General features: G+C 43.9%; 23 protein-coding genes. 20 read left to right on the top strand and 3 right to left on the bottom strand.

The features are described from left to right. Positions 1 to 27: 27 nt before the first annotated feature. The 11 genes from ABS362_RS16210 to ABS362_RS16160 all read left to right on the top strand — a co-directional run bounded on the left by ABS362_RS16210 (position 28) and on the right by ABS362_RS16160 (position 7,067). Entirely contained in the window at positions 28 to 1,233 is a 1,206-nt protein-coding gene (locus ABS362_RS16210; RefSeq protein ID WP_350413685.1) for a glycosyltransferase, read from the top strand. Then, complete coding sequence (locus ABS362_RS16205) at positions 1,230 to 2,030, top strand: Rossmann-like and DUF2520 domain-containing protein (protein ID WP_350413684.1); 801 nt, start codon at positions 1,230 to 1,232, stop codon at positions 2,028 to 2,030. Before ABS362_RS16210 ends, ABS362_RS16205 begins: the two co-directional genes overlap by 4 nt. Positions 2,031 to 2,098: 68 nt before the next feature. Beyond that, positions 2,099 to 2,455 carry a 2Fe-2S iron-sulfur cluster-binding protein gene (locus ABS362_RS16200; protein WP_350413683.1) on the top strand — a complete coding sequence of 119 codons (357 nt, stop codon included), beginning with the start codon at positions 2,099 to 2,101 and terminating at the stop codon, positions 2,453 to 2,455. Between the two features lie 94 nt (positions 2,456 to 2,549). After that, positions 2,550 to 2,795 (top strand): Fe-S cluster assembly protein IscX, encoded by a 246-nt coding sequence (gene iscX, locus ABS362_RS16195; RefSeq protein WP_350413682.1) that lies wholly within the window; start codon positions 2,550 to 2,552, stop codon positions 2,793 to 2,795. A gap of 91 nt (positions 2,796 to 2,886) precedes the next feature. After that, positions 2,887 to 3,384 (top strand): KdsC family phosphatase, encoded by a 498-nt coding sequence (locus ABS362_RS16190; RefSeq protein WP_350413680.1) that lies wholly within the window; start codon positions 2,887 to 2,889, stop codon positions 3,382 to 3,384. 117 nt (positions 3,385 to 3,501) lie between these two features. Further along, complete coding sequence (locus ABS362_RS16185; RefSeq protein ID WP_162427830.1) at positions 3,502 to 3,696, top strand: cold-shock protein; 195 nt, start codon at positions 3,502 to 3,504, stop codon at positions 3,694 to 3,696. 132 nt (positions 3,697 to 3,828) lie between these two features. Beyond that, the gene (locus ABS362_RS16180; protein ID WP_350413678.1) at positions 3,829 to 4,674 is read left to right on the top strand and encodes a geranylgeranylglycerol-phosphate geranylgeranyltransferase; all 846 of its coding nucleotides are present in this window, start codon (positions 3,829 to 3,831) and stop codon (positions 4,672 to 4,674) included. Positions 4,675 to 4,815: 141 nt separating this feature from the next. After that, the gene (locus ABS362_RS16175) at positions 4,816 to 5,322 is read left to right on the top strand and encodes a PaaI family thioesterase (RefSeq protein WP_350413676.1); all 507 of its coding nucleotides are present in this window, start codon (positions 4,816 to 4,818) and stop codon (positions 5,320 to 5,322) included. A 121-nt stretch (positions 5,323 to 5,443) separates the two neighbouring features. Then, positions 5,444 to 5,662, top strand: coding sequence for a hypothetical protein (locus ABS362_RS16170; protein WP_350413675.1), 219 nt, complete (start codon positions 5,444 to 5,446; stop codon positions 5,660 to 5,662). Between the two features lie 12 nt (positions 5,663 to 5,674). Further along, positions 5,675 to 6,283, top strand: coding sequence for an HlyD family secretion protein (locus tag ABS362_RS16165; RefSeq protein WP_350413674.1), 609 nt, complete (start codon positions 5,675 to 5,677; stop codon positions 6,281 to 6,283). Between the two features lie 175 nt (positions 6,284 to 6,458). Further along, positions 6,459 to 7,067 (top strand): hypothetical protein, encoded by a 609-nt coding sequence (locus tag ABS362_RS16160; protein ID WP_350413672.1) that lies wholly within the window; start codon positions 6,459 to 6,461, stop codon positions 7,065 to 7,067. A 103-nt stretch (positions 7,068 to 7,170) separates the two neighbouring features. Here ABS362_RS16160 and ABS362_RS16155 read toward each other — a convergent pair whose 3' ends face one another. Next, positions 7,171 to 7,569: a winged helix-turn-helix transcriptional regulator gene (locus tag ABS362_RS16155; protein ID WP_434086529.1), complete on the bottom strand. Its 399-nt coding sequence runs from the start codon at positions 7,567 to 7,569 to the stop codon at positions 7,171 to 7,173. Positions 7,570 to 7,658: 89 nt separating this feature from the next. On the opposite strand from ABS362_RS16155, the gene ABS362_RS16150 reads away from it, so the two are divergent. The 8 genes from ABS362_RS16150 to rodA all read left to right on the top strand — a co-directional run bounded on the left by ABS362_RS16150 (position 7,659) and on the right by rodA (position 16,456). Further along, a complete protein-coding gene (locus ABS362_RS16150; RefSeq protein ID WP_350413671.1) occupies positions 7,659 to 8,312 on the top strand; it encodes an NADPH-dependent F420 reductase in 654 nt (217 codons plus the stop codon). Between the two features lie 95 nt (positions 8,313 to 8,407). Beyond that, positions 8,408 to 9,001: a phosphoribosylglycinamide formyltransferase gene (purN, locus tag ABS362_RS16145; protein WP_350413669.1), complete on the top strand. Its 594-nt coding sequence runs from the start codon at positions 8,408 to 8,410 to the stop codon at positions 8,999 to 9,001. Positions 9,002 to 9,032: 31 nt separating this feature from the next. Beyond that, on the top strand, positions 9,033 to 10,556 hold the full coding sequence (purH, locus tag ABS362_RS16140) for a bifunctional phosphoribosylaminoimidazolecarboxamide formyltransferase/IMP cyclohydrolase (RefSeq protein WP_350413668.1): 1,524 nt from the start codon (positions 9,033 to 9,035) through the stop codon (positions 10,554 to 10,556). 306 nt (positions 10,557 to 10,862) lie between these two features. Continuing rightward, positions 10,863 to 11,888 (top strand): rod shape-determining protein, encoded by a 1,026-nt coding sequence (locus tag ABS362_RS16135; RefSeq protein ID WP_162346886.1) that lies wholly within the window; start codon positions 10,863 to 10,865, stop codon positions 11,886 to 11,888. A 9-nt stretch (positions 11,889 to 11,897) separates the two neighbouring features. Next, a complete protein-coding gene (mreC, locus tag ABS362_RS16130) occupies positions 11,898 to 12,782 on the top strand; it encodes a rod shape-determining protein MreC (RefSeq protein WP_350413666.1) in 885 nt (294 codons plus the stop codon). Further along, positions 12,775 to 13,293, top strand: a complete 519-nt coding sequence (locus ABS362_RS16125) for a hypothetical protein (protein ID WP_350413664.1) — start codon at positions 12,775 to 12,777, stop codon at positions 13,291 to 13,293. Before mreC ends, ABS362_RS16125 begins: the two co-directional genes overlap by 8 nt. Before the next feature lie 3 nt (positions 13,294 to 13,296). After that, the gene (mrdA, locus tag ABS362_RS16120; RefSeq protein ID WP_350413663.1) at positions 13,297 to 15,129 is read left to right on the top strand and encodes a penicillin-binding protein 2; all 1,833 of its coding nucleotides are present in this window, start codon (positions 13,297 to 13,299) and stop codon (positions 15,127 to 15,129) included. A 4-nt stretch (positions 15,130 to 15,133) separates the two neighbouring features. Continuing rightward, positions 15,134 to 16,456 carry a rod shape-determining protein RodA gene (gene rodA, locus ABS362_RS16115; protein WP_350413661.1) on the top strand — a complete coding sequence of 441 codons (1,323 nt, stop codon included), beginning with the start codon at positions 15,134 to 15,136 and terminating at the stop codon, positions 16,454 to 16,456. Positions 16,457 to 16,473: 17 nt separating this feature from the next. On the opposite strand, the gene ABS362_RS16110 is transcribed toward rodA, so the two are convergent. Together ABS362_RS16110 and ABS362_RS16105 are read right to left on the bottom strand one after the other, a co-directional pair. Next, positions 16,474 to 17,130, bottom strand: a complete 657-nt coding sequence (locus ABS362_RS16110; protein WP_350413659.1) for a hypothetical protein — start codon at positions 17,128 to 17,130, stop codon at positions 16,474 to 16,476. A 218-nt stretch (positions 17,131 to 17,348) separates the two neighbouring features. Then, the gene (locus ABS362_RS16105; RefSeq protein WP_350413657.1) at positions 17,349 to 17,750 is read right to left on the bottom strand and encodes a hypothetical protein; all 402 of its coding nucleotides are present in this window, start codon (positions 17,748 to 17,750) and stop codon (positions 17,349 to 17,351) included. A 314-nt stretch (positions 17,751 to 18,064) separates the two neighbouring features. Here ABS362_RS16105 and ABS362_RS16100 point away from each other — a divergent pair, with 314 nt between their 5' ends. Further along, positions 18,065 to 19,120, top strand: a complete 1,056-nt coding sequence (locus ABS362_RS16100) for a site-specific integrase (RefSeq protein WP_350413656.1) — start codon at positions 18,065 to 18,067, stop codon at positions 19,118 to 19,120. Positions 19,121 to 19,123 lie beyond the last annotated feature (3 nt).

Raw genomic sequence — 19,123 nt, 5'->3', positions numbered from 1 at the left:
AGGGCAGCGCAAGCCCCTACACAACTTATGAATGTATTTGTAATTCCGTTCTGGTATCCTTCATCAGACTATCCGCTGAACGGTATTTTTATAAAGGAGCAACTGCAGGCCGTCTGCCGATATGATAGTTCGGTAAAAATAGGTGTAGGTTTATGGGGGCAAAAAGATGAGCGCTACCTGCTTTGGTTAAAAGACCACTTCCGGAACCTCCAAAAACTAAAGCTGGCCGATACAAAACCTTTTAGCCGAACTATACTTCCTAACTATAAAGAGTTTCACCACCCCACTTTTACCTGGACCCGTAAGCTATTACATGGCAACAGGCAAGGGATTTTAAAAGCGATGCTGGCCAACTTAGATCGGTTTGAGAATGATTTCGGGCCGGCAGATTTTATACACGCGCATGTAGGCGAAGTAGCAGGGCAACTGGCCATGGAACTGGCGAGACGTAGAAAACTGCCTTATATAATTACGGAGCACATGGGCCCCTTTCCAGGATATTACGCTTCTGACAAGATAGGTAACCTGACTCCTACTTATTTGAAACCTTACCTAAACGCAGTTGCTAATATAGCAGTAAGTCCGTTTCTGGAGCAGGAGATGAAGCGCCAGTCTATATCCAGAACCATAGTTATACCTAATTTTGTTGACGAAGATGTATTTAAACCTGTTCTTAAGCAACGCAATAAATCATTTACCTTTTTTACATTAGCCCGCATCACCAGTGAAAAAGGCATAGACACCTTACTTCATGCCATCAAACTGGTAAGAGAAAAAATGCAGGACATAAAATTTACAATAGGCGGCGATGGAAAACACTTGCAGGATTTTAAAGACCTTGCTGAAATGCTTGGCATATCAGATTGTATAGAATGGTTAGGAGAATTAAACAGGGAAGAAGCAGTAAGGCAGCTCCAGGAGTGTGATACTTTTGTATTACCAAGCCATTACGAGTCGTTCGGCGTTGTTTATGCAGAAGCAATTGCCTGCGGAAAACCAGTAATAGCTACCAGGTGCGGTGGTCCAGAAAGTATTGTAAATGATACTAATGGCTTATTAGTGGAGGTAAATAACCCACAAGCTTTAGCTGAAGCCATGAGTGATATGGTTAAAAATTATAATCGATATGACAGCGCAGCCATAAGAGAAGATTTTATGAACAGGTTTTCAAAAAAGGCAATTGTTCCCCAACTGATGCAGCTTTACAAAATTATAATTACAAGAATCCTATGAACATAGCTATAGTTGGTGTGGGAAATGTGGCGTGGCACCTGGCGCAGGCACTGCAAAAAGCGGGGCATACTATAACTGCCGTGTATAGCCGAAACAAAGCCCACAGCGAAGGACTTACTACACTACTCCCAAATGCGGTGGCTACGCAAAGCTTAAACTTCAGGACTATAGTTGCCGATGTGGTACTGATAGCTATTCCGGATGCGGCATTGCCTGGTATTGCTGAGCAGATTAAAGTTAAACCCGGAACTATAGTTGCGCATACGTCCGGCTCGCAATCTTTAGCCGTCCTGTCAACTATAACTGGTGCCAACTATGGCGTATTCTATCCCTTACAGACCTTCTCTAAAAACGCAACAGTAGATGTACAGCAGGTTCCTGTTTTAATAGAAGGCAACACCGAAGCAACTATAGATCTGTTAACGCAGCTGGCGCAAACTATAAGCCAGAAGGTAGAACGCGTGGATACTGACAAGCGGAAGCAACTGCACTTAGCAGCCGTATTTGCCTGCAACTTTACAAACCACCTGTTGGGTATTAGCCAGGAGCTATTACAAAAAGCTGACATGCCAACCGATCTGCTACAGCCCCTTATTCAGGAAACCATAAAAAAGGCAACCACGCATCATCCCTACTCAGTCCAGACAGGACCAGCTATACGCAACGACCAGAACGTAATCGACGAGCACCTGCGTCTGTTACAGCACCAACCAAATTTACAGGCTATCTACCAGCTTCTTACACAAAGCATACAGGCTACAAAAGGCAACAACTATAGTTCAGAAAACCCGGCATAAGCTACCGCCGAGGCACGTCTAAACACAAACCCGTTATAACTTTGATTCGGGAGGCTTGTTTCATAACTTTGCACTCGCATTACAAGATCCGAAAAATGAAAGTTGTAAATATAACATTTAAGTTCGCAGACGGCTCTCCAGACCAGACGCACCCCGCTGTAGAAGGCGAATCGGTGCTGGATGTAGCGCTGAATAACGATATAAAACTACAGCATAACTGTGGTGGTGTTTGCGGTTGCAGTACCTGCCATGTGTATGTAGAAGCCGGCATGGATGATCTTCCTGAGATATCAGATAAGGAAGAAGACTACATTGACCGCGCCGTAGACCCGCGTATAAACTCCAGGCTTGGCTGCCAGTGCGTGGTACAAGGCAACGAAGACGTGGTAGTAACTATACCAGAGCAGGACTTCCTGGGGCACTAATTAAAGCAGGCAATTAGCAGTAAACAGTTATCAATACAAAATATGTTTACTGCTGATTGTTTACTGATAACTGTTAATTGTTAACTGAACAGATATGAATAATAAGAACTACGAGCCACCAATAACATGGAGCGATCACGAAGACATCGCCATGGCACTTTACGAAAAGTTTGGTGATGATTTTAATGAGTCTAAAATATACCGTATCCGTTTTACCGAATTGCTGGACTGGATACTTACGCTGCCAAACTTTGAAGGTACGCGCGAGCAGGCCAACGAAGGGCACCTGGAGCAAATTCAGGCAGCTTGGGTATATGAGTGGCGCGATAACCAGGATTAAGGCCGGAAACGGTAACGTCCTACAGAAATATTAAAAATTTTCTATACATTTAAAGGTTCTTTATCGAGAACCTTTTTTTGTTTTTAGAGCTATGTCGATCACTCAACCAGACCTTACCCGCATAAACACCTTTATTTTTGATGTAGATGGTGTACTGACAGATGGATTGCTATATGTTTTTGCTGACGGAGAACAGGTGCGCGCTTTTAATATAAAAGACGGATTTGCCATAAAGCACGCCATACGCCAGGGATACAAAGTTGCTATCATATCTGGCAAAAATGAGCCCGGTGTGCGTAACCGCCTCAATGACCTGGGTATCGAAGACATTTTCCTGGGGATAGAAGATAAAGTAGATCAGTTCGAGGATTACCTGTACATGCAGGGCATCCACCCGGCTACCGTTGCCTATATGGGCGATGACATGCCGGATTTTGAAGTAATGCAGCGATGCGGACTACGTGCCTGCCCAGCCGATGCAGCCGATGATATAAAAGAGATTTGTACTTATATAGCCACCAAAGATGGAGGCCGCGGAGCTGTAAGGGAGCTCATCGAAAAGATTATGAAAACACAGGATACCTGGTAAAATTCACTTATACTTTTCCCATATTTTTAAGCAAATTTTTTATTATCTAAACTTGTATATATATTTAATTCTAATATCTTTACCGTAATTTATTTTTATTACAATAATTAATTCTTTATGAAAACAGGAAAAGTAAAGTTTTTTATTGAGTCTAAAGGTTTCGGTTTCATTACTGAAGACGAGACAAATGAGGATTTTTTTGTGCACATCACAGGCCTTAACGGTCTGCAGATTCAGCAGAACGACCGCGTAACGTTCGATACGCAGGAAGGCAAAAAAGGAATCAATGCTGTAAACGTGAAAAGAATCTAACCAGATATACTTCTTTACAGTTACGGAAAAAGCCCCTCCTTACAGGGGCTTTTTTTATGGCTGAACTATAGGTTTGCGTCTGTCCTGTTACTAGCATACCTTTACTACCTTATATTTTCTGTTTCCGTAACCGTGAAGGCATTATTAAACCTCATCCGCTTCCCCAACCTGGTACTGATTGTACTGAGCCAGGCGTTGGCCCAGGCTTGTCTGCTTTCGCCGGGCATTATCTGGGGTAAGGTGCTGGAGCCTTCGTTTGTGTTGCTTTCGCTCTCCACAGTATTTATAGCCGCAGCCGGTTACATCATCAACGATTATTACGATGTTAAAATAGACGCCATCAATAAACCCGACCGCTTGGTTGTAGGCACTGTTATCCGTAGAAGGAAAGCTATGTTTGCACACATGGTACTATCGTTCCTGGGCATTGCAATCGGGTTCTGGCTATACATACCAATTGGGTTGATAAACACAGGTGCGGTATTGTTGCTCTGGGGGTATTCGGCACGACTTAAAAAGCTACCATTGATTGGCAATATTACCATCGCATTGCTTTCGGCTACTATGCTGCTGGTGGTAGCCGTTTACGACGACAGCCTGAACCGGATTACGCTGGGCTATGCTTTGTTCGCATTTCTTATTTCGCTTATCCGGGAGATCATTAAAGACATGGAAGACATGAAAGGTGACGCCTCTTTTGAGTGCCGCACGTTACCCATCGTACTTGGCTTCCGGAATACAAAGTTAGTACTTTACCCTATTATTGCCGCTTTCCTGGCTTTTGCTATAATTGTTTCCATACACAGCCGCACTTCCCTTACTTTTGACATCTATATGGTGCTACTTGTGCTGCTACCGGCTATCTGGCTAACTATAAAACTGGCCCGCGCCGACCGCAAACGCGACTTCGCCTACCTGAGCAACCTGAACAAGTTTATTATGCTGACGGGTATACTGTCGATGCTGCTGGTTGGGTAAATTACCTTGTAGTCAATTACTAATTCAAGCATAACTTTTAGCTTTCAGTACCTGTCTTCATCAAAATATATAGCAACTATAGTTGTTGTTTTTATACCTGATTGCGCCTAACTAAGTATAAACACTTTAAACCACAGGTACATGATACATAAAACGACCAAAGCAGATGAGTTTCGGAACCTGGTTGCATCGCCGGCAAAGTTCCGGTTGTTTATGCTTGCAAAGTTGCCAATGGCCTACATGGCAGACCTGCGGGTTACAGCCCTAACCGATGAGCGCGCCACGGTAACTATACCGTACAAATACCTGAACAAGAATCCGTTCAATTCTATTTATTTTGCCTGCCTGAGTATGGCTGCTGAGCTCTCAACAGGGGTGTTGTGCATGATGCATACCTACAAAGCCGACCCGGCAATATCGATGCTGGTTGTGCATATGGATGCGGATTTTACCAAAAAGGCTGTGGGCAAGATCACGTTTATGTGTGAAGATGGTAAGCGCATACAAGAGGCCGCCGAGCAGACCAAACTTACCGGCGAAGGCATTACCATAACAGCCTCAACTATAGGTATGGACGAAAAAGGCGACCAGGTAGCCGAGTTCAGGTTTACATGGTCATTAAAAGCTAAAAGCAAGCTCCTCGCTTAATATACTAACTAGCAGATCTGACATAGTTGTTTTTGCAGTTTATAGGTTATGTACTATATTTAAATCCCGTAACTGTTTATTTTATAGGTATATTGCCAACTACCAATCATTTTAACTGACCATGAAAAAGAATTTATTCTCCCTTATTTTATTTGCAGTGCTCCTTTCGGGTTGCGGTAATGCTTCTGAAACACAGGAAGCTGTAGTTGAGACAGAAACAATTGAACTAGAGGAAAGTACTGTAGCAACTGATTCGGTTACGTCCACTGAAATTGATAATACAACTGTAGAGATAGAAGAAGCATCAGCAGAAGTTGATTCATTGTTAAACGAGATCTAACTTATAGTTATCATGAAAAATATCACCCGTAATATAAGCTTGGCATTAACTATCGGTCTTTCGGTTTTAACTGCCGATATGGCTCTTGCGCAGCAAGGCAAAGGCAACAAAAAAAGCGACGTAGCAGAGGAAGAGCACACATCAAAGCAGCACGGCAAATCTGACAAAGCCAAGGAGAAAGAATCAGGTAACAGGCCAACTGACCCTAGAGCTAGAGCAGACGAAAGAAGAGCAGAAGCAAAAGCTAAGGTACAACAGCAAGGTAACAAAGCCGAAGAAAAGGAAGCTAAAGGAAACAACGGCAACGCTTATGGCAAGAACAAAGGCGAACTGAGCGGACGTGAGTTTGGCCAGGCAAGAGCAGCAGCAGCCCAACTTAACAACGAGGAAAAGCAGGAAAAGCTGAACAAGGTTGTAGCGGAAGGCGACGAAAAAGTAACAGAAGCCAGAGGCCGTGTAGCCCGCGCTCTGGAAGAACTGGAGCGTAACCGTAAAGCACGCACTATTTCGGATGCGGATTATAACGAGAGAAAAGCCAGAATTACCCGTGCTGAAAAAGCCATTCAGGTACTGGAAGAAAAAGTACTGGCAGGAAAACAGCTTGTGGTTACTATAGAGTAGATTTGAACAAACTATAGTTTAAAAGCCTGTAGCAGAGCTTATCTGTTACAGGCTTTTTTATGCACTAAATAGTATATAGTTTGAAATTTATTATAACTTTATAACTATTAGTTTTAAACTTTCCGTATTATAGTTCAATAAAACAAAAATATCCACCTATACTAAACAAACTACTATGCTGTCTCCCTCTAAGAAACTAAATGGCTTTTTATTAACTGTGTGCCTGGTACTTCTTGCAGGTTCTGTTTCATTCGCACAGAGCAAGAAAGAAATTCAGGCAACTGTTGTGTCTGCCGAAATGAGCTCCTTGCCTGAAAGTAATACCTACTACTACCCTACTTTTAAAAAGGGAACAATAACTTTTATTACAGGCACAGCAAACGCAGGTATCTTAAACTATAACCTACTGACTGACGAAGTAGCCTACATCAGCTCTAAAAAAGACACATTGGTTTTTGATGAGATGTATCTGATAGATATGATAACGATAGATAGCGATACATTCTACTATGACACACAGCAGGGCTCTGTTTTAAAGCTCCTGAAGAACATAAATGGCAGAAGACTGCTAGTAAAAGAAAGCCAGGCAAATAACTCTACTGCCTTGCCGAAGACCTTTTACATAAGCCATAAGTCCGACTATATACAAGCCACTACCTCTAACCTGATTAACCTTTACGCAGCACACGCTACCGAACTACAGCAGTATATAGAAGCGCAAAACCTTGAAATGAAATCCGAAGAGGAGATCAGCAAAGTACTGGAGTACGCCGCTAAACTGTAAAAAAGTTCTGCTCAGGATGTCAAAAAGTATACTTACTGGCAACTATAAGCAAACTGGCTGTAGTTGCCGGTTTGCTTATAGGCTATAGTTAGGTCAGATTTATTTACTCAACCGGTTTTAGTTTGCCTTTGGATTCGCCCAGGTTTCTGCCCCACTTAGCGATGGCATCCAAAACCGGCACCAATGTTTCTCCGAATTCTGTTAGCGAATATTCCACACGCAACGGCACTTCGGGGTACACTTCCCTTTTCACCAAACCATCTTCTTCCAATGCTTTCAGTTGCAGGCTCAGCATCTTTTCGGTAATATCCGGTATCTGCTTCTTTAACTCTCCGAAACGCATTGTTTTGTTTCTTAGGTACCATAACACCACGGTTTTCCACTTGCCGCCGATATAGTCCATAGTTACATCCATGGCGCAATGGTAGGTTTTATCGCCTATTTCAAATATGTATTCCCTATCCTGAATGATCATCTCACTAAAAATTTGAAATAATTGCATACTGTCAGGTTTGACAGTTATTGCAAAGATAAGCAACTATACTTAAGTTTGCTACTGTAATTAATATAGCAACTATAAAACAGCCATTTATGAAGAATATAGCAGTACTTGGAACAGGTATGGTAGGCAATACCATCGGTACCAAACTTATACAATTAGGTTATAAGGTAATGATGGGCAGCAGGAGCGCAACCAACGAAAAAGCGCTGGCCTGGGTTGAAGCCAATGGCGCCAACGCATCGGCAGGCACTTTCGAGGATGCAGCCAGATTCGGTGAGATCGTTTTTAACTGCACAAAAGGAGAGATCACGCTGGATGTTTTCAAAATGGCCGGCCCGGAAAACTTCAAAGGAAAAACCATCATCGACATCAGCAACCCGCTTGATTTCTCTAAAGGAATGCCGCCATCGCTTATCCCGGAATATGCAAACACCAACTCGCTGGGCGAAGAGATTCAAAAGCTGTTGCCTGAGGCTAATGTGGTAAAAACGCTTAACATCGTAAACTGCGAGGTGATGGTGGATGCAAAGAAAAGCGGTGGCGACCCGACCATGTTCATAAGCGGCAATAACGCAGAGGCTAAAGCAGAAGTAAAAGCTATTTTGCAGCAGTTTAACTGGAACGATATTATCGACCTGGGCGACATCACCACAGCACGCGGCACAGAAATGCTGCTGCCGATCTGGCTACGAACCTGGATGGCAACCGGGAACGGCTATTTTGCTTTTAAGATCGTGCGCTAATTGTTAATGGTACATTCCATAATTTTAAACTATAATGTTACTGGCAACTATAAGCAAACACGCTATATTTGCAGCTTCAATAGCAGCTTATACTTTTGGAACGACCAGATAAGAAGAATATAGTCATTTTCGCTTCCGGATCGGGGAGCAATGCGCAGCGCCTGCTCGAGCACTTTGAGCACCACCCTGAGATACGTGTGGCCGCCCTGTTCTCCAACAACCCGAAAGCCTATGCCCTAAAAAGAGCCGAGACCTACCACGTCCCGGCTCTTTTGTTTTCCAGAGATGCTTTTTATGGAACCGACGAGGTGCTGGAGCAGGTAAAATCCTTTAATCCGGACCTTATAGTTTTAGCTGGCTTTTTATGGCTGGTACCTCAGAAATTCCTGAAGGCTTTCCCGGATAGCATCATCAACATACACCCTGCCCTGTTGCCCAAGTATGGCGGCAAAGGCATGCATGGCATAAATGTACATACTGCCGTAGTACAGGCTGGCGATGCACAATCCGGCATAACTGTACACCGCGTTAACGAAGAGTACGACAAAGGCGAGTTTATACTGCAGGAGTATTGCCCGGTGCACCCTAACGATACTCCTGAAGAATTAGCCGCACGCGTATTGGCTTTAGAACATAAATACCTGCCCGAAGTAGTCGAAAAGCTACTACTGCAAAAAGACGAACTATAGAAATCAATCCTCAACCCATACAAGCAATTCCATGCAACCAGTTCAAATCAAGTCCGCACTTATATCGGTTTACTATAAAGACCGCCTTGAGCCATTAGTAGAGCTCCTGAAAAAGCATAACGTTACGATTTACTCTACAGGAGGTACGCAGGCTTTTCTGGAAGAGCAAGGCGCTGAAGTAATTGCTGTAGAAGACCTGACTGATTACCCGTCTATTTTTGGTGGGCGTGTTAAAACGCTGCACCCAAAGGTATTCGGAGGCATATTGCACCGCCGCGATAACGAAAGCGACTTAGCTGAACAAGCCGAATATGCTATCCCATCTATAGACCTGGTTATAGTTGACCTGTACCCTTTTGAAGAAACTGTAGCATCAGGTGCATCAGAGGCGGATATTATTGAGAAAATAGACATTGGCGGTATTTCGCTTATCCGTGCAGCTGCCAAGAACTTTAAAGATGTACTGATCGTGTCGTCTAGAGAGCAATATGATGACGTGGTAACCTTGCTGCAGGAGAAAAATGGCTCCACAGATCTGGAAGACCGTAAGCGTTTTGCTGCAAAGGCATTCGATGTGTCATCGCACTACGATACGCATATCTTCAACTACATGAATGGCAATTCAGAAGAGCAGCCATTTAAGCAAAGTATACGCGAGGCTACCCCGCTGCGCTACGGCGAGAACCCACACCAGAAAGGCACTTTCTACGGCAAACTGGATGAGCTTTTCGAGCAACTGAACGGCAAGCAACTATCTTACAACAACCTGGTAGACGTGGATGCTGCTGTTGCGTTAGCTGCTGAGTTTGAAGAACCGGTTGTAGCCATACTGAAACATACTAACGCCTGCGGTTGCGCTACCGGCGAAACTATAAAAGACGCTTACCTTGCTGCCCTGTCATCTGACCCTGTATCTGCTTTTGGTGGAGTGATCATTGCTAACAGAACTATAGATCTGGCTGCTGCTGAGGAGTTGAACAAGCTTTTCTTTGAAGTATTGATCGCGCCTGCTTTTGATAACGATGCTTTAGAGTTACTGAAGTCAAAGAAAAACCGCATCCTGTTAAAGCAGCATGAAGTGGAGATGCCGAAGAAGCAATTCAAAACCTTACTGAATGGTGTAATTGAGCAGGACAAAGACCTGGCAACAGAAACAGAGGCCGATTTTAAAACAGCTACCAAACGCGAGCCAACTGCCGAAGAAAAGAAAGCGCTGGTATTTGCAGCCAAAGTTTGCAAGCACACTAAGTCCAATACTATTGTGCTGGCAACTGATAAAATGATGTTCTCGAGCGGTGTTGGCCAGACTTCAAGAGTTGATGCATTACGCCAGGCCATCGAAAAAGCCAATAGCTTCGGATTCGACCTGAGCAAAACCGTAATGGCTTCTGATGCTTTCTTCCCTTTCCCGGACTGTGTGGAGATTGCAGATAAAGCTGGCATTAAAGCCGTAGTACAACCAGGCGGTTCTATCAAAGACCAGGATTCTATTGATTACTGCGATGCCCACAATATGGCGATGGTGATGACTGGTGTTCGCCACTTTAAGCACTAACAGCTTTATAGTTACAAAACAGGAGCCCTGGCTATAGTTTAGCCGGGGCTTTGTGCTTTATAGTTCGTAGCTTTACTAAAATCAAAAAATTTATACAATTCAATTTAAACCGAAAACCACCGTTATACCCCTGAAACATAGCCACAGACTTCTTTTTATAGCGCGAAATTTAAAAAAGCAAGCACTACTATAGTACTACAGTATAAATTCTGTTTAAAATCACTAATTTTGCGCCGGGTTTATCCCCGATAATTATAGTATATTTGAAATATAAATAGGGCTACCGCACGCCCGCACATATAAAAAATGGGACTATTTAATTTTTTCTCCAGCGATATAGCCATTGACCTTGGTACCGCAAATACCCTGATCATACATAACGATAAGATCGTGGTTGACGAGCCATCTATAATTGCCGTGGACAGAACAACAGGCAAAGTACTTGCCATTGGTCGTCAGGCGATGCAGATGCACGAAAAAACCCACGAAAACATCAAAACAATTCGTCCGCTAAAAGATGGTGTAATTGCCGACTTCCACGCTGCCGAAGAGATGATCCGTGGTATGATCAAGATGATCGACACTGGCCGTCGCTTGTTCCAGCCTTCGCACCGCATGGTAATTTGTATTCCGTCGGGTATTACGGAGGTAGAGAAACGCGCCGTACGTGACTCTGCGCAGCACGCAGGTGCCAAAGAAGTATGGATGATACAGGAGCCAATGGCTGCCGCTATCGGTATTGGTATCGATGTGGAACAACCGATAGGTTCAATGATCGTGGATATCGGGGGTGGTACAACAGAGATCGCTGTGGTGGCCCTTTCTGGTATAGTTTGCGATCAGTCTATCCGTGTGGCCGGTGATGTGTTTACAAAAGACATCCTGGATTATATGCGCCGCCAGCATAACCTGCTGATCGGTGAGCGTTCAGCAGAAAAAATTAAAATTGAAGTTGGTGCTGCACTTACAGAGATCGAAAACCCACCAGCTGACTACGAGATCCGTGGCCGCGACCTGATGACCGGTATTCCGAAGGTTATAAAAGTAACGTACCAAGAGATCGCGATTGCTCTTGACAAATCTGTATCTAAAATAGAAGAAGCGGTACTGAAGGCACTGGAGATCGCTCCGCCGGAATTATCTGCCGATATCTACGACAATGGTATACACCTGACAGGCGGTGGTGCGTTATTACGTGGCTTCGACAAGCGTTTAGCTGCTAAAACCAAGCTTCCTATCCACATTGCTGAGGATCCGTTAAGAGCGGTAGTGCGTGGTACCGGAGCTGCCATTAAAAATATCGAAGGCTTTAAGAACGTCCTGCTGACGTAACAGAGCTGCATGCGGAATCTTTTTGCGTTTATTTACCGGTTCCGTGCGTTCCTTGTGTTCGTGCTGTTGGAAGCGCTTTCTATTTACCTGATCGTACAGTACAACACGTACCAGGGCGCAGCCTTTTTTAATTCCGCCAACAGGTATGTAGGTCGTGTGCTGGAGTTCCAGAGCGGTGTTACCGATTACTTTAACCTGGCATCTGTTAACGCTACACTGGCAAACGAGAATGCACTGCTACGCCAGGAATTGATGCAGTTCAGGCAGAAAAGCTTAGCAGACAGCACCAGTAAACTGGACACTGTTATGGTAGTGCCTGCAGATACTACTGTAGTTGACTCGCTTAGAACAGGACCGCAACCATTTATACTTCATGCTGGCCGCGTTATCAACAACTCGGTACGCCGCATGAATAATTACATCACCTTATCTATAGGCACAAAAGATGGCGTGCTGCCTGGTATGGGCGTTATCGCATCAAATGGTGTTGTTGGCCGGGTAAAAACAGTATCCGATAACTATTCAACGGTTACATCGCTGCTGCACTCGCAAATGCTGATCTCTGCCAAGATCAAGAAAAATAATACCATGGGTACCATTAAGTGGCAGGGCGGCGACTTCCAGACTGCGATACTTGATTACATACCTTTGCATGTTAAAATGGCCAAAGGCGATACGGTTGTTACCAGCGGCTTTAATACAGTTTTCCCTGAAGGCATTTTAGTTGGAACTATAAGCTCGATCTCGAAAGAGCCGGATAAAAGCTTTTATAATGTAAAAGTTAAACTGGCCGTAGATTTTGCCCAGCTATCATTTGTGTATGTAGTGGAAAATACGCAGAAAGCAGAGCGTGATACCTTAGAACAAAACGCAGGCATTTTACCAAATGAATAGCATCTCTATCATACGACATATCGTGCAGTTCATTCTGTTTGTAGCGCTGCAGATCCTGCTTTTTGATAACCTGGTGTTGTTCAGTACAGGCTTTTGTTTTATCTATATTGCTTTTCTGCTGTTCCTGCCCATCCAGATAAATAAGGTCCTGCTGCTGTTCCTGGGGTTTATAGTTGGCTTTACGGTTGATATTTTTTACGATACCATGGGCATACATGCGGCGGCAAGTGTATTGCTTGCATATTTACGCCCGTACATATTGAACCTTCTCACACCCCGCGATGGTTACGATACCAATGATTCCGCTAACCTGCACGTAATGGGCTGGAGCTGGTTTCTGACCTATGCTCTAATACTTATAGTTGTACACCACGCTGCTGTTTTCTTTTTGGAGATCATCACGTTTGAGTGGTTTACGCTGGTCAAAATCCTGCTCAGCACCTTGTTTACAGGCGTTGTGGTTGTAATACTCCAATTACTTTTCTTCTCTGTAAAAAGAGCGAAGAGATAGTACATGAACTACTTAGAAAACAGAAAGTACGTTATTCAGGCCATTTTTATAGTGGTCGGTGTTGTGTTTGTGCTGCGCCTGTTTTATATACAGGTAGTAGATAGCAGCTATAAGCAGGCTGCCGAAACCAACGCGATTAAAACAGTTGTCCAGTATCCGTTCCGTGGCCTGATCTACGACCGCGATGGCAGACTGCTGGTAGAGAACACCCCTGTTTACGACCTGATGGTGGTGCCCAAGGAGACCAAGCAACTGGATACGCTCCGGCTAACCCAACTCCTGAACCTGCCCCTGGAAGATGTGCGCGAACGCCTGAAAAAAGCACGAGCGTATTCTTACGTTAAGCCATCCATCTTTTACCAGAAACTTACCACCGAAGACTTTGCCCTTATACAGGATAACCTGATCGATTTCCCTGGTTTTTACATTAATGCCCGTACAGCGCGCGGCTATTCCCATACCAGTTTATCACATGCCTTGGGTTACATTGCCGAGATCAGCCCGAAACAGTTAGAAGATACCAGCAATTACCAGGGATATCGCCCCGGCGACTATATTGGAAAGAGTGGTATAGAGCTGGAGTACGAGAATTACCTGATGGGCCAAAGAGGAGTAAGGCATATTATGGTGAACGTGCGTGGTATCGAGAAGGGCCCCTTTAAAGATGGCGCTTATGATACGCTTTCGGTGGCAGGCGAGAACCTGTACAGCACGATAGACCTGGAGCTGCAGGCATACGGCGAAAAGCTGATGAATGGTGCCAAAGGAAGTATAGTTGCTATAGAACCAGCTACTGGCGAGATCCTGGCGTATGTTTCAGCACCTTTCTACGACCCTAACCTGTTTACTGGTAAAGACTACGGCAAGAACTACATGAACCTGCTGAAGGATGTGGATAAGACCATGTTCAACCGCCCGATTATGGCCGACCAAAACCCGCCGGGCTCTATCTTTAAACTGGTACAGGCTCTTATTGCGTTGGAAGACGGTGTTATCAACCCAAATACGACTTATGCCTGCAACAAGGCACTGGTAAACTGTCACCCGCATCCGTCTCCACTTAACCTGTACGGTGCCGTGCAGCACTCCTGTAACCCATGGTTCTTCCAGGCTTACAGGGCGCTTATTAACCAGGGCAAATCACCAAACACCTTCATGGACACAGCCCTTGGCCTGAAATCTTGGAGAGACCAGGTATTAACATTCGGGTTCGGACAAAAACTGGGAATTGACCTGCCAGGTGAGAAAAAAGGCATTATTGCTTCGCCAGAATTATACGACCGTGTGTATGGCAAAAATCGCTGGAAATATTCTACCATTTACTCACTTAGTATTGGCCAGGGAGAGCTTGGAGTAACGCCCTTACAGATGGCAAACTTTATGGCTATAGTTGCTAACCGCGGCTATTACGTAACGCCCCACATTATTCGCTCAGTCGGCGAAAATGGCAAGCCCCTGAAAGAGTACCAGGAAAAACATTACACCTCTGTAGGATCCGAACACTACGAACCTATAGTTGAAGGTATGGCCGAGGTGGTACGTGCCGGTACTGCACGCCGCGCTAACCTGGAAAAAGTAGGCATAGAAGTTTGCGGAAAGACAGGTACTGCCCAGAACCCACAAGGGCCTGACCATGCCGTATTTGTGGCTTTTGCCCCGAAAGTTAATCCTAAAATTGCCATTGCGGTTTATGTAGAACATGGGAAATGGGGTGGCCAGTCGGCAGCCCCTATCGCCGGCCTGATGATCGAGAAGTACCTGACAGACACTGTAACTATAGTAGACCAGGAGAAATGGGTGCTTAGTCGTAAATACCTGGACATTAAATCGAAGTAAGGATATGCCAGTGGAACAAACTATACCAAAGTATAAAATTGCTACCCGAAGCAGCAAGCGTACCTCGCGCAATATCCTGAATAACATGGACTGGGTAACTGTACTGATATATTTCCTGTTGGTAGGCCTGGGCTGGATGAACATTTATGCGGTGGTGTATAGTCCCGATAATGTTGTGAACATCTTCAGCTTCGATATCAACTCTGGTAAGCAGCTGCTCTGGATCGGTACTTCTGTTATCTTGATAACGATGCTGCTGGCTGTAGACTATAAGATATATGAGCACCTGGCATACCCTATTTATGGGTCTATAATCCTGCTGCTACTCATTACATTGGCTGTCGCTAACCCTATTGCCGGTTCGCGCTCGTGGCTCGATCTGGGAGGCGGAATACGCCTGCAGCCCGCAGAGCTTGCCAAGTTTGCAACTGCGCTGGCTGCCTCTAAATTTCTGAGTAATGTAAACCTGCGCCAGCAGAACATGAAAGACCAGATGATACTGGCTTTTATTACCTTGTTGCCGCCTGCCATTATCATTCTTCAGAACGAGACAGGATCGGCACTAGTATTCGCCGCGTTTATACTGGCTTACTTCCGCGAGGGTATGTCGCCGCTGATACTGATAATTGGAGCTTCGGCAGCTGCTATTTTTATACTCACCTTACTTGTTCCCAAACTATACCTTTTCATTGGAATTATAGTGCTGATGGGAGCGGCCATTTGGCTTGATTATCGTTTGATGCGCCGCATTAAGTCTATGATCGCGCTGTTGCTGCTTATAGTTGGGATGATCTTTAGTGTGGATTATTTCATAAACGATGTACTGCAGCCTCACCAGCAAAACCGTATCAAGGCGCTTATTAGCCCGGAAGCTGACCCGCTTGGCTATGGCTGGAATGTAACCCAGTCTAAAATTGCGATTGGTTCCGGAGGTTTCTGGGGTAAAGGATTCCTGGATGGCACACAAACTAAGTTCGATTTTGTGCCGGAGCAAAGTACCGACTTTATTTTCTGTACGATCGGAGAAGAGCATGGCTGGATCGGGAGCACAGTGCTGATCGCTTTGTTTCTACTGCTCATGACACGCATTGTAAATATAGCGGAGCGCCAGAAGTCTGTTTTTGCTCGCACATATGGCTATTGTGTGGCCTCTATTATCTTCTTCCACTTCCTGGTAAACATCGGCATGACGATCGGTTTGGCACCTGTAGTGGGTATTCCGTTGCCGTTCTTCAGTTATGGTGGTTCGTCGCTGTGGTCGTTTACTATACTGCTTTATATTCTGCTGGCTATAGATGCTAACCGAGCACAGGACCTATCCAGGTAACAAACTTATAGTTACTCTCAGAACCGAATACCGGCTTTAACCATGTGATTGAAGGCAGACAGCCACTGCTTTTTGTAGGTAACTGATTGATTTAACTCAAACTCGAATTCGGGCTCCGAGGCCAGCAAAGCAGACTCCAGTCCTAAGCTGATTTTGCCAAAGTTATAGTTAACACCAAGTGTTCCGGCGTAAGCTGGTTCAAACTTGCTTCCACTTTTTATACTTCCGCTCCCCACATCATTTTTAATTTTCATCTCCCAAACGTCCGGCAGCATACTGCCAAGGCTCCCCTTAGCATAAAATTGCCATTGCTTAACCGGGAACAAGCCATACACATCCGCCATTAAAAAAGTAAGGGTATACGGCTCTGTTTGCACACTTGTAGACGAAGAGAACGATTGCGCTACAGCAGCTGAATTAAGATCATTGCGGCTATGCCCTATAGTTGCACCCACTGCCATATACCTATGAAATCTGGCAACATAATTCAGAGCTATAGTTGGCCCGTTCTGCACATATCCTTTATCATCTATACTTTCGATACCAGCCAGATCTTCGGGGGCCATAGAGATACCTGCGCCAACATACAGGCTATGTTGTACCGTAAATTCATTCTGCGCAACAGCGTGCATACTGACAACACAAAGTGCCAGCACTAAATAAAACCTGATCATAAAATTTACCAGCTAACGGGGAGGGTGACACTCAAAAAATTTGAATGTGTTGTTTTACGTGTACGGAGAGAATAGTTACAGGACAATATCAAACTGCTCTTTATGGCAACTATTGATAGCTACATCGGCACCTGATAAACGGCCTAAAAAGTCAGGAGAGGCAAACACATAAGAATAGGTAGAGTGATTATAAAAGGGATACTTGACGAGCTAAATATCTACTCTTTCTCCAACCACTGTATTGCTTCGCTATAGTCGTAAAAAGTTCTGATATCGATAGCTTGTTTTGTTGTCTGTTGCAGCTTTTTACCCTGTTCTTCCCGGTTTTTATCTGTTAAGGATAAGCGGGCAATTTTTCGGATGTGAGTGCCCATTAATTCCTTTCCGAACTGTGCAGCCATGGCTTTGTACTCATCTTCATTCTCCCCCATATCCAGTTGTGTATGGCGAGAATCGAAAAGTGCTTTACTGATGTGATAATTCCGGATATGGGAGATGATAACATCCAGGCACAAACGCACTTCAGGCAACGTAAAATGAGACGCATCCGGCATAGAGGTTTCTAATATATCGGTTGCAGGATTATATTCTAACTTAATCAACCCATTGTATAAAACCATTTTATTTGCTGTTTAAGCTACACATTGGATAGCAATACGAGAGATTCGCAAAAGCTATACACATTTTATTCGATAACAAAAAAGCCCTTGCAACTTTATCAGTTACAAGGGCTTAAAATGTACCAGGAGCGGGAACAAAACGTTCAAATATGGGAAAAGAACAGAATAGAAAAGTGTCCATAATAAGTAGAAAAGGCATTATATAATGTTGATACTTGTTCTTTATAGCTGTTATTTTCCTAACTTTTGTTACTTATTTGTTACTCATATATACTTAAGACGTAAATATAATCAGCAACCAAAATATGTTGATTATGAGCGTATTATTAAGAAAAAAGCCTATCACCAAAGGGCGTTACAGTATTTATCTAGATTACTATAGTGAGGGTGAAAGGAGATATGAGTTCCTACACATGTACATTTTCAAGCGCCCGAAAGATGCTATAGAGAAGCAGCATAACAAAGAAACAACGAGGCTTGCAGAAAGTATCAGGTCTAAAAGGGATCTTGAATTAAATACCACTGATCATGGTTTTCAGCCTAACTTCAAGAAAGGAATAAACTTTATTGAGTACTTCGAAAAGTATGCTTCTAGCTACACAAAGAAAAACACAAGGAGTATACAGGGCAGCTTAAATCATTTCAAAAAATTTATAGGTAAAGACAAGCTGTCAGCCAAATTAGTAACTGAACAGCTGTGCAATGATTTCAAGGACTACCTTAATAGCAATCTTAACGGTGAAACACCCTATGACTACTTTACTGTATTAAAGCGAGTGTTAAAGCAGGCAACTCGCGATAAGATAATTCCTTTTAGTCCTGCTGCAGAGATAGTAAATAAGAAAACAGAAGGTATCAAGAAGGATATACTTACAACAACTGAAATTCAGACACTTGCTCAAACTGAATGCGGTAATAATGATGTGAAGCGAGCCTTTCTTTTTGCTTGTGTTACTGGATTGCGCTATTGTGATATCAAGACATTAAAATGGAGTCATATCAATGATGGGTCACTAAAAATTACCCAAAGCAAGACACAGAAGCCCGTTATAGTAAACTTAAACACAACTGCTATAAAGTTACTTGGAGAAGCTCAGGAATCCGCACAACCAATATTTACCCTTCCTTCCCACACTGGGATTTCCAAAAGTTTAAAAACTTGGGCAAAGCGGGCAAAACTAAAGAAGCATGTCACCTTCCATTGCGCGCGCCATTCGTTTGCCACAAACCTTATAATATATGAAACAGATATAAATACCGTATCTAGCTTATTAGGTCACACAAGCTTAAGCCATACCCAGAAGTATGTAAGGGTCGTAGAAGCACTAAAACGACAGGCAGTGAATAAACTTCCAGAGATAAACATTTAACAC

The sequence above is a fragment of the Pontibacter populi genome (assembly GCF_040278685.1).
Classification (GTDB): domain Bacteria; phylum Bacteroidota; class Bacteroidia; order Cytophagales; family Hymenobacteraceae; genus Pontibacter; species Pontibacter populi.
Note: the sequence above shows the minus strand (reverse complement) of the source record. Positions and strands in the feature narration are given on the sequence as shown.

Excerpts from the sequence above, each read along its gene's own strand:
- ABS362_RS16210 (WP_350413685.1), top strand. The coding sequence starts at position 28 with ATGAATGTATTTGTAATTCCGTTCTGGTATCCTTCATCAGACTATCCG.
- ABS362_RS16205 (WP_350413684.1), top strand. The coding sequence starts at position 1,230 with ATGAACATAGCTATAGTTGGTGTGGGAAATGTGGCGTGGCACCTGGCG.
- iscX (WP_350413682.1), top strand. The coding sequence starts at position 2,550 with ATGAATAATAAGAACTACGAGCCACCAATAACATGGAGCGATCACGAA.
- ABS362_RS16190 (WP_350413680.1), top strand. The coding sequence starts at position 2,887 with ATGTCGATCACTCAACCAGACCTTACCCGCATAAACACCTTTATTTTT.
- ABS362_RS16185 (WP_162427830.1), top strand. The coding sequence starts at position 3,502 with ATGAAAACAGGAAAAGTAAAGTTTTTTATTGAGTCTAAAGGTTTCGGT.
- ABS362_RS16175 (WP_350413676.1), top strand. The coding sequence starts at position 4,816 with ATGATACATAAAACGACCAAAGCAGATGAGTTTCGGAACCTGGTTGCA.
- ABS362_RS16170 (WP_350413675.1), top strand. The coding sequence starts at position 5,444 with ATGAAAAAGAATTTATTCTCCCTTATTTTATTTGCAGTGCTCCTTTCG.
- ABS362_RS16165 (WP_350413674.1), top strand. The coding sequence starts at position 5,675 with ATGAAAAATATCACCCGTAATATAAGCTTGGCATTAACTATCGGTCTT.
- ABS362_RS16160 (WP_350413672.1), top strand. The coding sequence starts at position 6,459 with ATGCTGTCTCCCTCTAAGAAACTAAATGGCTTTTTATTAACTGTGTGC.
- ABS362_RS16155 (WP_434086529.1), bottom strand. The coding sequence starts at position 7,569 with ATGCAATTATTTCAAATTTTTAGTGAGATGATCATTCAGGATAGGGAA.
- ABS362_RS16150 (WP_350413671.1), top strand. The coding sequence starts at position 7,659 with ATGAAGAATATAGCAGTACTTGGAACAGGTATGGTAGGCAATACCATC.
- purH (WP_350413668.1), top strand. The coding sequence starts at position 9,033 with ATGCAACCAGTTCAAATCAAGTCCGCACTTATATCGGTTTACTATAAA.
- ABS362_RS16135 (WP_162346886.1), top strand. The coding sequence starts at position 10,863 with ATGGGACTATTTAATTTTTTCTCCAGCGATATAGCCATTGACCTTGGT.
- mreC (WP_350413666.1), top strand. The coding sequence starts at position 11,898 with ATGCGGAATCTTTTTGCGTTTATTTACCGGTTCCGTGCGTTCCTTGTG.
- ABS362_RS16125 (WP_350413664.1), top strand. The coding sequence starts at position 12,775 with ATGAATAGCATCTCTATCATACGACATATCGTGCAGTTCATTCTGTTT.
- mrdA (WP_350413663.1), top strand. The coding sequence starts at position 13,297 with ATGAACTACTTAGAAAACAGAAAGTACGTTATTCAGGCCATTTTTATA.
- rodA (WP_350413661.1), top strand. The coding sequence starts at position 15,134 with ATGCCAGTGGAACAAACTATACCAAAGTATAAAATTGCTACCCGAAGC.
- ABS362_RS16110 (WP_350413659.1), bottom strand. The coding sequence starts at position 17,130 with ATGATCAGGTTTTATTTAGTGCTGGCACTTTGTGTTGTCAGTATGCAC.
- ABS362_RS16105 (WP_350413657.1), bottom strand. The coding sequence starts at position 17,750 with ATGGTTTTATACAATGGGTTGATTAAGTTAGAATATAATCCTGCAACC.
- ABS362_RS16100 (WP_350413656.1), top strand. The coding sequence starts at position 18,065 with ATGAGCGTATTATTAAGAAAAAAGCCTATCACCAAAGGGCGTTACAGT.